The organism is Bradyrhizobium sp. SMVTL-02 (assembly GCF_051853005.1).
Taxonomy (GTDB): Bacteria; Pseudomonadota; Alphaproteobacteria; order Rhizobiales; family Xanthobacteraceae; genus Bradyrhizobium.
In genome coordinates this window covers 1,407,066-1,420,468 of sequence record NZ_CP182469.1, presented here as the reverse complement: position 1 = coordinate 1,420,468, position 13,403 = coordinate 1,407,066, and the positions used below count along the sequence as shown (strand labels likewise).

Annotated in this window: 5 protein-coding genes and 2 pseudogenes; 4 read left to right on the top strand and 3 right to left on the bottom strand. The window is 56.2% G+C overall.

The features are described from left to right. Positions 1–412 precede the first annotated feature (412 nt). The 3 genes and pseudogenes from ACNJYB_RS06760 to ACNJYB_RS06750 all read right to left on the bottom strand — a co-directional run bounded on the left by ACNJYB_RS06760 (position 413) and on the right by ACNJYB_RS06750 (position 6,265). Complete coding sequence (locus ACNJYB_RS06760) at positions 413–3,511, bottom strand: efflux RND transporter permease subunit (protein ID WP_439373254.1); 3,099 nt, start codon at positions 3,509–3,511, stop codon at positions 413–415. Positions 3,512–3,625: 114 nt separating this feature from the next. Continuing rightward, on the bottom strand, positions 3,626–4,273 hold the full coding sequence (locus ACNJYB_RS06755) for an FkbM family methyltransferase (RefSeq protein WP_439375482.1): 648 nt from the start codon (positions 4,271–4,273) through the stop codon (positions 3,626–3,628). Positions 4,274–5,076: 803 nt separating this feature from the next. Beyond that, positions 5,077–6,265 (bottom strand): annotated as a pseudogene (locus ACNJYB_RS06750) (acyl-CoA dehydrogenase family protein). A gap of 1,319 nt (positions 6,266–7,584) precedes the next feature. Here ACNJYB_RS06750 and cysD point away from each other — a divergent pair. From cysD to ACNJYB_RS06730, 4 genes and pseudogenes are all read left to right on the top strand, one after another. Then, positions 7,585–8,529 (top strand): sulfate adenylyltransferase subunit CysD, encoded by a 945-nt coding sequence (gene cysD / locus ACNJYB_RS06745; RefSeq protein WP_439373253.1) that lies wholly within the window; start codon positions 7,585–7,587, stop codon positions 8,527–8,529. A gap of 5 nt (positions 8,530–8,534) precedes the next feature. Then, the gene (gene cysN, locus ACNJYB_RS06740; RefSeq protein WP_439375481.1) at positions 8,535–10,418 is read left to right on the top strand and encodes a sulfate adenylyltransferase subunit CysN; all 1,884 of its coding nucleotides are present in this window, start codon (positions 8,535–8,537) and stop codon (positions 10,416–10,418) included. Between the two features lie 981 nt (positions 10,419–11,399). After that, positions 11,400–12,245, top strand: coding sequence for an SPASM domain-containing protein (locus ACNJYB_RS06735; protein ID WP_439373252.1), 846 nt, complete (start codon positions 11,400–11,402; stop codon positions 12,243–12,245). Positions 12,246–13,296: 1,051 nt separating this feature from the next. Then, positions 13,297–13,398 (top strand): annotated as a pseudogene (locus tag ACNJYB_RS06730) (hypothetical protein); the annotation flags it as partial. Positions 13,399–13,403 lie beyond the last annotated feature (5 nt).

Here is a 13,403-nt window from a genome sequence, read left to right as displayed (position 1 = left end):
TAATGTCGCGTTTGTAGCGAGCCGAACTTTGGACCACCCACAACTAGCGTTTTTGCTCCTAATCACGTTGGCGGGCTGGCCGCGCCGAGGTGGGTTTGCAGCACAATCGGGGGTCTGTTGTCGCCCCAAGGGGCCATTCTTCGTTGTCTTATCTGCGCCTAGTCAGCACTTTTTCCTGAGCGTCGCAAGGCTGAGGAACCAGTGAGTGTTGAGGCATTCGGCCCGGAAGCGGCCGTATTCCTAGCGATGCAGTCCTCCACCTCAGGCAAGATCGAGATGACGCGCAGCAGCCGCGGATCATTCTTCCTGCCCGTCCGCGCCACGAATTGTAGCCGCCGTTCAAGTCAGCGCGGCCGGCGAGCACCGCCCATACCCAGAAGCAGCAATCAAGCGAAGCGGGTGACCGTCAGCGTCATAGCTTGGCCAGCTGGGCATCAGTTGCCCCGGCGAGGTCGCACTCGGCGGCGTTATCGGCGTGGTTGGACTTACCGCGGTGATCGGACGCGATCGTGACATAGACCGCTGGCAGCACGAACAGCGTGAACAGCGTGCCGATGGACATGCCGGCGACGACCACGAGCCCCATCGAGAAGCGGCTCGCGGCGCCAGCGCCCGTTGCGGCCAACAAGGGTAAGAGGCCCGCGATCATCGCTGCCGTTGTCATCAAGATTGGACGGAGTCGAACTCGCGCCGCCATCTCGATAGCCGAGCGGCGATCGAGTCTCTCCTTGAGCTGCAGCTCATTGGCGAACTCGACCATCAGGATACCATGCTTGGAAATCAGTCCGACCAACGTCAACAGTCCAACCTGGGTATAGATGTTCATCGTCGCCACGCCAAAGAAGAGCGGGATCAAGGCGCCGACAATTGCCATCGGCACGCTGATCATGATGATGAAAGGATCGCGCAGACTTTCAAACTGCGCCGCAAGTACCAAGAAAATGATGATGAGCGCAAACGCGAAGGTGATGGCGAGTTGGTTACCCTCCTGCACATACTGGCGGGCGTCGGAAAGAAAGTCGTGACCGAAGCCGGCGGGCAACTTCTTTGCCTCTCCGTCTAGGAAGTCCACAGCCTGACCGATCGTGACGCCAGGCATCGGCACCGCCTGGAAGGTCGCGGAGTTGAGCTGATTGTAGTGGGTGAGCGCGTTAGGATCGGTCGCAGTCTCGACGGAGACCACGGTTGACAGCGGCAGCATCGAGCCCGCAGCAGTCTTAACATAATAGCTCCCCAGTGATTCCGGCGTCAGGCGTTTCTCGCGCGGCACCTGCGGGATCACCTGGTAGGATCGGCCCTGCAGGTTGAAGCGATTGACGTAGTTTCCGCCAAGCAGGGTTGCGAGCGCGCTACCGATGTTCTGCATGGTGATGCCAAGATCGTTGGCCTTGGACCGATCGACCTTGATTCGTACTACTGGCTGGTTGAACTCGAGGTCAGAGTCGCTGACCATGAACAGACCGCTCTTGCGTGCGGCATCCTTCAGCATCGACATCTGCTCATAGACGGACTGGAAGCCTAGCGTTGAGTTGATCACCATCTGCACTGGTAAGCCGCCTGAACCGCCAGGAAGCGGCGGCAAGCTAAAGGCAAAGGCGTTGATGCCTTCGATTTTTGACAGCTCAGCCTGGACCAACGGCTTGAGAGCCGTTGATGATCGCGTGCGCTCGTCCCCAGGCTTGAGCAACATGCCGGCCATGCCAGCTTGCGCACCACTGATGCCGTTGAGCACGAAGCGCAAATCGGTCTCAGGAAATTTCTCGAACGCCTTGTCAACTCTAGCGCCGTAATAGTCGAGGTAGTCGATGTTGGCGTATTTCGGCGCCTTCGTCAGTGCGAATACGATCCCGTTATCCTCTTCGGGTGCGAGTTCCTTGGAAGAATGCATGTAGAGAAAACCGACGAGGCCCAACATGGTCAAGGCAAACAGCCCGGTAATCGGGCGATAGTCGAGCGAGCGATCGAGCTTGCGGCCATACCAACGTGTCATGGCGCCGAACGCGCGATTCACTAATCTCGCGAACCGCCCCTCCTCTGCGCTCTTCAGGAAGACCGAGCACATCATCGGCGACAGCGTCAACGCTATCACGCCCGACACGATCACAGAACCCGCCAGCGTAAACGCGAATTCACGAAACAGCGCACCGGTGAGGCCGCCGAGAAAGCCGATGGGCGCGTACACGGCGGCCAGCGTAATCGTCATGGAGACGACGGGGCCAACGATCTCGCGTGCGCCCTTCGTAGCGGCCTCCAGGGGCGGCGCGCCTTCTTCCAGATGGCGATTAATATTTTCCACCACAACGATCGCGTCGTCGACCACCAGACCGATCGCAAGCACCATCGCGAGGAGGGTCAGGAGATTGAATGAAAATCCCAGCGCCAGCATTGTGCTGCAGACGCCAACGAGCGACAGCGGAATGGTGACGACGGGAATGATCGCCGACCGCAGCGAAGCCAGGAACAGGAAGATCACCATCACCACGATCACGACGGCCTCAATGAGCGTCTTCTCCACCTCATCGATTGACGATTGGATGAACTTGGTGGAGTCGTAGGCCACTTTCATCTTTAGCGATGGCGGCAGGTTGTGCTCCATTTCAGGAAATAGTGCCCGGACCCCTCGCACGATCGTCAGCGGATTGCCTTGCGGGCTCGCCTGCACGCCGATGAATATCGCGTGCTCGCCGTTCATGGCGACGCTGGTATCTGTGCTCTGCGCCGCAAGCTCGACCGTCGCAATGTCCTCCATGCGCACAAAGCCGCCGTCATTGGCTTTGACGATCATGCGCTTGAAGTCATCGATGCTCCGCAGATCAGTGTTGGCTGTGACGTCGGAGAGAATGAAATACCCTTTGGTTTGGCCGGCGGCGGCCTGGAAGTTGTTGGCGGCAATTGCAGCCGAAACCTCAGCCGGCGACACCCCGTGCCCCGCCATTTTCACGGGATCAAGCCATAGCCGCATTGCAAAACTCTGAGCACCCAGGATGTCTGCCGACGCGACACCGTCTACGGTCGACATGACCGGTTGCACCACACGGGAGAGATAGTCGGTGATCGCGCTGGCTGTAAGTTCCTCGCTCGAGAAGGCGATATAGATGACAGCTGTGGTTTGACCGGTAGACTTGGTAACGACCGGATCGTTCGATTCCTTTGGGATTAAAGATTTGACCGAGTTGAGCTTAGAGAGCACTTCGGTGAGCGCCTCATTGGGATCGAAATTGAGCTTGATGTAGACCTGGATCGTCGAGGTACCGAGCACCGAGGAGGACGTAATGTAATCGACACCCTCGGCGGAAGCGACCGCCTGCTCCAGGGGGCTGGTGATGAACCCCTGTATCATATCTGCAGAGGCACCAGGATAGGAGGTCGTGATATTGACGACCGTGTTCGACAGCTTGGGATACTGCCGAATCGGCAGCACGGTGGCCGCGCGAAGTCCGATCAGGAGGATCAAGAGACTCACGACGAGAGACAACACCGGACGTTTGATGAAAAGCTCGGTAAACGCCATCGCGACGCTCGCATTCAGGGGATTGAGGCAGCTCGCAAGCCGGCAACGGCCCCGGTCATCAATCCGACGACAGCGGCTAAGGCCAATAGCATGAGCGAAGCGGATACGTTTGGTCTAAAGGCTCACGTTCTTAAGCAATACATCACCCTCCACCGCGCGAGGATATTGGGCCACAACTTCGAATGAAGGTAGAAGCTTTAGCAGGGCTTGAAGGCTCAGCTGACCTTCGTAAAGCTCCTTGTCGCTGTATTCGGTGTAGATGAACCGCGTATTGTTCAATGTCCGCCTGCCGCCAGCGAAGACATCTGCCTCGGCTCCTTGCACATCCATCCAGATCAAATCAACCTTGTTCAGATTGGTCTCGCTGCACCAGTCATCCAACCTTTGCGTTTTAACCGAGATGGGGTTATCGAACCGAACCCAATCATACTCGGCAAGATGGTTCTTTGGTCGCCTTATCGATCCAGAGAGGGCCCAATCCTTCGCTTCTCCGTCTCCGTTGCTTGGGTGAAAGTCGACCCTGCCATTTCGATCGCTGATCGCGATCTCGAATAGAGGCACTTTCTGAACATAGAGATCCATGTTTTTCTTAAAACGTGCAATCGCGCGGGGATCCGGCTCGAAGCAGTAGAGCTGAGCCTCAGGGCAAAGCCGAAGAAAACGTAGCGAGTCAGCTCCGTCATAGCATCCAATGTCCAGAATAACTGGATCTGGCTTCTGCAGAAGCGAAACAATGTGCTGATGGATCTCCAACGCGGAGATGGGCTCACGTACTTCCATTTAACTTCGTCCTCACGCCTCGATGTCACGCAACAAGCTTCAGCAAACGGTCAGCTTAAGGCATCGCGCCCCACCCATCGATTGCTTTCCAATCATTCGACCTCGAAAGTACAAACAACCAGAAGGTGGCTCAACTCTACAGAGGTAAGCGAGCTATATATGAAGGGTTGCAAAACATATACGAGGGTTTACAGAACGATCACTCGCCGAACAGCCTGAGCAGAATCTCAAATCGATAGAACATCGCCATATTTCGGCGATCACCGATAAGCGTGAGTGATGGCTGACGGTCACACGATTTGCTCGCTTTGTTGATTCATGTGCGATCGACGGAGGACCTGCTGCGAGCCATGGGGCAGCCCCTGAGTGCATCCGCGGGCAAACCGGCTCGATCGCCTCATTGAGTTCCTGGTAGTTGATCAGCCAGCGGCGAGGCTCGGCAACGAGCTGGCGACGCACGCTGAACTGCCCCCGTCCGTTCACGGCGATACGGTTCCCGTCAAAACGAAAAACTTGTATCCTTCGCCTCGTGCGCACTTCGGACAACCGCTCTTGTCACGAACGACGCGCTCAGCAGCGTGCCACCCAGCAGCTCGTGACCGGAAGCCGGTCCACGAGCTTTCGCGGGCCGCAAGGGTTCGATGTCGAGTCTTCGTAAGAAATGATTCAGGATTATCCATAGAGGATAACAGAGAAACCAGGTCGCTCCTGCACTCTTCAGCAAACCTCACGATTCTGAGCCAGGAAAAGTCCCGATCAATTTTGGGGCGGGAAGTAGCTAGATATCAGACATACTGTACCAATCTGAGGTAATCATCAGTGAGGACTGGTGAGCGGATGGAGGAAGCTGCGTCTTGAAGAAAGGTATTCAGAGTCTGACGAGCGCGAATGCGGCCTTCGAAAGACGACCGTTTCGGCGCGCGAGCACGGAGGGTTGCTAATTCACAACTGACTAGGTCAGCCGCGGTTGCGGCACATCCTGAGGCGGAGAAGTAACCAGCAGACGTGACAGCTTGTGCCAGTCCTAGTGTAGTGAGCCAACCCGCATAGATTAGCACAGCACCGTCTGATTCATTGAGCCCTGAGAGTTCCTCAATCGCAGCAGCGTGCACTGGCGCCGCACCAAGAGCCAGAAAAAGCTCGGCTATTTCGCTACGTGTGGCTTTAGAGAGAAGGCAGCGGCCGAGATGTGATAGGAGCGTTTCAGTCGGACCTTCGAAGATACGAAGAATGCGAGCGTCTCGATAGATCTTAGCTACAGGCGCTCCCTCATCGTAACCACGGCCACCTAGCAATTGGACGCATTGGTCAGCTACGAGGCCGCACCACTCCGACGACAAAACCTTCGTTGCCGACGCAAGATGGACGTTCGGTGCGCCCTGCGCTGAGACAAGTCGGCAGGATGCACTCAGCATTGCCTTCACCACTTCCCGCCGGAGTACCATTTGTCCAAATAAATGCTCGACATAGCTGTTTTCAATCAAGCGCAGCTTACCTAGTTCGACGGTGGCATGCATATGAGGATGCGACCTGAATAGCGCGCTCAAGGGCTCCAAGACCCATAGCAGCCACACCGATACGTCCACGGTTCATACTAGACGCTGCGGCTCCCCAGCCGTCGCGATCGCGAGAGAGCACGTAAGAACTTGGCACCTCGACATCCTGGAACTCCAGAGTATTTTGAATAATGCCCCGTAGACCGAGCGTGCGATGCTCGTGCGTGACCTTTAGGCCCGGAGCCTGCCTATCAACTAGTATACCAACCAACCGACCTTTCGCATCGAGACCAGAGGCGCGCGCAAAGCAAACGATCCAGCGAGCCCAGTCAGCAAGGCCTATCCAAATCTTGCGGCCAGAGATACGAACTCTATCTTCGTACATGAAAGCCGACGTCTCTATATGTCTCGGGGCAGAGCCAGCTCCAGGCTCCGTCAAAGCGAAAGCGCAAAGGTCGCCGCGTGTTGCACCCCACATGACATGCCTTTGTTCAGGGATGTGCGGTGCCGCTTCGATGCAGGGCAAGGCCAGGAAATTATGAATCACGAGGTAGAGGCAGCCGAGACATCGAAAGATGCGGTGGCGGAGATGAGGTCAACGGCCTCTTGCAAGGGAAGTGCTAATCCGCCGTGCTCTGCTGGCGTAGTAAGCCCGAAGAGCCCATGCCTTGCTAATATGCCAGCGTCGGAGGGAATGCTCGACGGTCATCCGCGTCTGCGAAATTCAACTGACTGAGGTCATCGATCAAACTGGAATATGGGGAAAGTGCACCAGCTTCAGATGTGCGTTACTGCGCCTCCGCGAACAGGGGGTAATCTTCAGTGTACATAGCCATAAAGCCGATAATGATTGCGCCCGCGCTTCGTGCCAATCATTCTCGTGGTTGACTCGCTTAAACATTGGTATAGGTGGATGGCAAGCGCAGCATAAGCCGTTGCCCAGATCGGGATTTATCGAGAGCGCTGCGGGGCTAAGATGCATCTTGTCGATATGACCTCCCGGAGGAACACTCCCGCTGTAGTCAGTGACCTCCATTCTCCTCAATAATCAAGCAGAGTCAGCCGCGGATGACGTTCAAGCCGTAGACGCCTGCCCTCCGAGTGAGACTTGTAGGAACGTGCTGCGGATGCAAATCACCTAATCAGCGCAGGCCATTATACTGTCGCGTGCGAGCAGGAAATCGAGGCCGGGACATCGGGAGCGCATCCTCACCATCAACGATGTGAATGTACCCCATCCAAAAAATCGATTTCCGCAATTCACGTGCTCGCGGATAGGAAAAGCGCCAGCTATTGAGCAATAAGGTAGGTTTTCTATCGGGAAACCTAGGAAGAGTACGTCATTATGGACGTGGCAATCCGGTTATAGGCGAGTTATTTGCCGGCTCCGCATCAGCCCTTGATTGGTGGCAGGGACGCTTGCAAGCTTGAAAGCGTGTAGATGATCATGCCCTCCCTTCAGCAAGATGGACGGATCGCGCTGCCGCGGCTCCCGCCCGCACGCAGCGGCTTAGCGCCACCGTTAGCCAGTGTGATGTCGAGGCCGCAACCAAGAAATCGCGCGATCGTCAGTCAGTCACCGATCTACAGCCCGTGGGCTCGTCCCCACAATTTCTGTGCCCTTGCCGATGTTGTCGCCGACCTCTATCCGCCCTGGATCAACCATGGAGGCAGATACCGCGGAGCATGCCATCCTGCTCACACCAAGGCTGAGGGATCACCGATCTCATAGGCAAAGCTCAGAGGATACGCCTAAGTACCGGCACGGACACTTCGTCGCCGGGCTACATCCCAAGGATGTTCAATATGGACGCGAAGGTCATGATCAGATCCGAACCGCATACGCTGCCCCGCCATTTGCGTCGTCTCGAGGCCGAGTCGATCGAAATCATGCGGGAAGTTGTGGCCGCATTCAAAAAGCCGGTGATGCTCTATTCCATCGGCAAGGATTCCAGCGTCATGCTGCACCTTGCGATGAAGGCGTTCTATCCGGCAAAGCTGCCTTTCCCGCTGATGCATATCGATACGACCTGGAAATTCCGCGAGATGATCACATTTCGCGACGAGACGGCAAAACGCATCGGGGTCGATCTGATCGTCCACGTGAATAAGGACGGCATCGCGCGCGGCATCAATCCCATCGATTCCGGCTCCACGCTGCATACGCAGGTTATGAAGACCGACGCGCTCAAGCAGGCGCTTGACCTGCACGGATTCGATGCGGCATTCGCCGGCGCGCGGCGGGACGAGGAGAAAAGCCGCGCGAAGGAGCGGATATTTTCGTTCCGCTCGGCAGGACACGTCTGGGATCCACGTAATCAGCGGCCCGAACTTTGGAACCTGTTCAACACCCGCATTCGCCAAGGCGAAACCATGAGGGTGTTCGCGATGTCGAATTGGACGGAGCTCGACATCTGGGAGTACATCATGTTCGAAAAGATTCCCGTCGTGCCTCTCTACTTTGCGCAATGGCGACCCGTCGTGGATCGGAACGGCACCCTGATCATGATGGATGACGAGCGGCTCCCGCTCTTGCCAAACGAGAGCCCGCAGATGCGGAGAATCCGCTTTCGTACGCTCGGGTGCTACCCCCTGAGCGGCGCGATCGAATCGGAGGCCACTACAATCGAGGACATTGTCGCCGAAATGCAGGTTGCGAAAGTTTCGGAGCGCCAGGGGCGCCTTATCGACACGGATGAGGCAGCTTCAATGGAGAAGAAGAAGCGAGAGGGATACTTTTGATGGATATGGAAGCCACGCCTTGCGTCGGCGAGGCCGACAGCAAGGATCAATTGCGCTTCATCACCTGTGGCTCGGTCGACGACGGAAAATCGACGCTGATTGGCAGAATCCTGCACGACTGCAAGATGATCTATGAGGACCAGCTGCATGCGCTTGCGCGGGACAGCGCCAAGCACGGTACAACGGGCGGCGACATCGACTTTGCCCTGCTGGTCGACGGTCTCGAGGCTGAGCGCCAACAAGGCATCACCATTGATGTCGCCCATCGGTTCTTCACCACGCCCCGCCGATCATTCGTGGTCGCCGATACACCAGGCCACGAACAATATACGCGCAATATGGCGACCGGCGCCTCCAACGCGCAGCTCGCCATCATCTTGATCGATGCGCGCAAAGGGGTCCTTCCGCAAACTAAGCGCCACTCCTTCATCTGCTCGCTCTTGGGTATCGGGCACGTCGTGCTCGCCGTGAACAAGATTGATCTCGTTGACTACCGAAAAGATATCTTCGACGGCATCGTGAACGACTATGTCGCCTTTGCTTCGGAGCTCGGTTTTACGTCAATCACACCGTTTCCAATCTCCGCCAGGTACGGTGACAACATCACTAAGCGATCCCGCAACACCGATTGGTATCGTGGCCCGCCCCTGCTTGATTACCTTGAGACTGTCGACATAGACTCGGAGACGACAGATCTTCCTTTCCGCTTTCCGGTACAGTGGGTGAACCGGCCAAATCTGGATTTCCGAGGGTACGCGGGCACGATCGCCTCCGGAACCATCGCGGTTGGTGATGAAATCATCGTCGCTGTCTCAGGTCTCAGCTCGCGCGTAAAGCGGATTGTGACCTATGATGGTGATCTTGCAGTCGCCGGAGCGGGCGAAGCCGTGACGATTAGTCTCGAAGATGAGATCGACGTCAGCCGCGGCGATATCCTGGCAAGCTCCACGCGGCCGCCTGAAATCGCCCATCAGTTTGCTGCTCATCTGATCTGGATGGACCAGGAACCAATGATGCCGGGTCGTTCCTATGCATTCCGGATTGGCACGCAATCGATCGCTTCGGGCAGCATTAGCTGCATCAAATACAAGATCGATGTCAACACACGCAAGCAGGTCGCGGCGACCACGTTGGGTCTTAATGAGATCGGCTTCTGCAATCTGGCCACTGTCCTGCCTGCAATCTTTGATCCCTACCGTATCAACCGGCGGACGGGATCCTTCATCGTAATCGACCTCTATACCAACCGCACTGTTGGCGCGGGGATGATCGAATTCTCGCGCAGGCGTACGACCAACATCGCCCCGCAACCACTGTCGATTGGGAAGCAGGAGCGTTCCGCGCTCAAGCATCAGAAGCCGTGCGTCATCTGGTTCACCGGCCTTTCCGGCTCCGGCAAGTCGACGATTGCCAATATCGTTGACCAGAAGCTGTTCGCAATGTCGCATCACACGATGCTGCTGGATGGCGACAACCTCCGTCAGGGCCTCAACCGTGATCTCGAGTTCACTGAGGAAAATCGCGCTGAGAACATTCGGCGTGCTGGCGAGGTGGCACGATTGATGCTCGAAAGTGGCCTGATCGTCATCTGCTCGTTCATTTCTCCCTACAAGGCTGACCGGAACATGGTGCGCAATCTGGTCGGGAACCTCGAATTCGTCGAGGTATTTGTGGATACACCCATAGAGGAATGTATCCGACGCGATCCAAAGGGTCTCTATTCCAAGACAAAGTCAGGCCAGATCAAGAACTTTACCGGGATCGATGCACCGTACGAAGCGCCAAGCACGCCGGAAATCCATTTGAAGACATCAGGCGAGCGGCCAGAATATTTGGCTGACAAGGTGCTAAATTGCCTCGCCGCACGAGGAATCATCACTTGGAAGTGATCAGACGGAGAACTCACTAGGCCCCTCGAGACCAGCAGATACTGCTCTGACCGCCGCGCCGGCGGCAGCAAGCTGTACCAAGCGCTTACCGGTTCGTTTGTCGAAGACCGCTTCGCGCCGGCTGTCGGTCTTGGATCCCCTCACGCGTGGCCTTTTGGAAATCAGAGCAATACCCGGCATTCGCAACCAATGTGCGGCGACTCGCCGGCACAAGTCCCGACCCTGCTAGCGAGCAAAAGCCCGGTCCAAATGAATTCTGTAATAGTCCCTTCGCCGATCCGGGAGCGACGTTACGATGGTCGAAAAACGATCGAGATAAGCCAGGCCGACGCCCCGTATCGCGGGAGTGAGCCGGCGGGTGCTGAATAAGCCCACTTGCCAGCACGACAGCGAGCTGCCGCCCTCTTTGTGTCGATTTTCTTCCGGAATCCGGACGTCCTCACCGGAATTGCGCGCGGCCAATGCCGATCGCCTCGCCCACCAGTATAGCTTCGGCGGCTAAACAATCGCTCTCCCGGAGCGCGATTGCACGTGATCGTTCAAGAAAGTTTAAATCGTACGCTGGGTCAGATTGCAAGATTTGCTCGCTTAGCTTGGCCCTACGTTCCGCAAGGGGCGAAACATTTCTATGGTCCTGTCGATTGATCGATAGTCGCCGCTACGGCAGGTCAATGATATTGCAGTCGATACATTAATGGCCAACATCATCCATTGGTGAGCGGTCGGGTGAGGAATCTTGCGTTTGAGGCGAGCTAGATCAATTTTTCGGCACCCACACAGCTCTGCTTTGATTTCGATCAGGGCGGCGGAAGGAGAGTCGCGGCGAGTAAATCTCTTCCGCAAAATGCGCTCCAGAGCGTCGCGCTTATGCCCCATTAATTCGCGATAATGCGTGAGTGACCCGCATGAGCGGCGCAAATCGCGCGGCGTCTATCGAGATCTCCTATTTTGGACACCGAGGGGCGGAAGGTGAAAGATTCAATGAACATAGAGGATTCTCATTCTGCGATCCCCGACGGCAGGGTCCTGGAAGTCACGACGACCACGGGCTGCGTCATAGGATGTTCTTATTGTCCGCAGGACAGGTTTGCCATTCGGCAACGATCTGCATCCCGTGCAAAGCATCTTCATCTCGACGATTTCAAGAGATGTTTGGCGCACGTACCGGCAACTGTCGACATCAGCTTTGCTGGCTACTCGGAACCGTGGCTCAATCCAGCTTGCACCGATATGGTTGAGCATGCCTACGCATCGGGCCATGGCATCCGGATATCGACGACACTTGTAGGAATGAACGAGCGAGATCTACAACGGCTGCAAGCTCTAACTTTCCGGGTTTTCTTAGTCCATGTTTTCGATGACGGCACCCACATGAACAGTCGCCTCGTCAGGGGTAAGTATATCGATTTAGTGCGTCAACTCGTCAACGCCGACATTTCATCGGTGCTATTCATGGTCGTGGGCGAAGTCCACCCTGATCTCGTCGAGATAATCCCTGAAAAAGCGCTGATTCGCTCACGCCCCCACCGCATCAGGGCTCCAGAAGTCGATCCTGACATCGTTGAAGTAGGGCAGCCAATCGCCGGAGCAGTGACATGTGCTGACGAACGACACCATCGCAATCTTCTTCTCCCGAACGGCGACGTCACCCTATGCTGCATGGATTTTGAGCGACGCCACGTTTTAGGCAATCTTCTTCGTGACGAATATCAAGATCTCTTCGAAGGGCCAACGTTTTGCGAAATTACCGATCGCATGGCGGGAAAAGAGGGCTTTCTGCTTTGCCGAATGTGTGAATGTGCCGGATCGGAAGCAGCTACATGCTGATGTGTAGGAACCTGCGCGAAGCTAGGTACGGATCATTGGCTGTATTCTGCTGAGCTGGCCCCGCAGTTCCTTGCCCGGCTCGGCGCATACCAACCGCTGTGTCGCAAGTTCATCAGGCAATCGACCACTGAATTGGTGATTGCGAACATCAATGTCTGCAAGAACTCACGTCTTTTTGCACAATAACCGACGACTATCGCTTTGGCATGCTCACGGACGTACATACGCTGAGTAAAACATTCTATGTCCAGCGATTTGCACTGAAGCTTTCAGCCTCTTGGACGTCCCCGATCTGAACGGGTGGTTTGCGGCACGATCGCCCCCTATGCTGACGCGGAATTAGATGGGCTCTAGCTAATCGGAGCCCAGTGTCGCAGGTTGTCGACCTGACCTGCTCTCACCATACTTGCGAGGCCACAGCAGAGCCAGCGTGCTTTGCTTTAATCTCCAACGGCACCGCAGGAGAAGACGACCCACCGCTGCCTGTAGCTGATCTATGGCAATTGTCCGAAAGTCGGCTCGCCAAAGCCATACAAGGGCAGAAAAGGCACACTGCAGTGCTAGGATGGCATCGCAATATGCAGCGCCAACGGTCATCCCCGTTGCGAGTAGACGCGTCGCGCTGAGGCCCAGCCCACTTTTTTGCATGAGCTGGAATCGGGGGCGATCCGAAACCAACCCGGCATCACTCATGGTGAGCGCATTGCAACCCTTTTTGAAGTGTTGCCCCCTACACTACTGTTTTGAGCTTCCATTCGATGAGAGTGAGATGATGAGGGTCGAAGCGCGCCGGAGCTGCCGGTGCTCATTAGCACACCACGCGCCAAGTGCTTCCGAGATACTGGTCTCTCAATGTTCATCCGCTCGCCGCTTCAGAGGTTCTTGAACATATTCATGCGATCGCGCGCAAAGGGCTTGAATCGTACGGAACGTCATATTGTACGAGTCTCAAGATAGGTCGCGACGTCTGACCGGGCGTACGTTCACGCTGGGTGGCATTTCACAGCCGTCTCGACCACCCAAATGATGGACATCCTACGATGGATGGCCGATGCTTCTTGTCACAGGTGGGACAATGACGTCCAACGCCGTTGACGTGTGTGTAGTCGGCAGCGGTGCCGGTGGCTCGATAGTTGCCCACGAAATCGCCCGAAATGG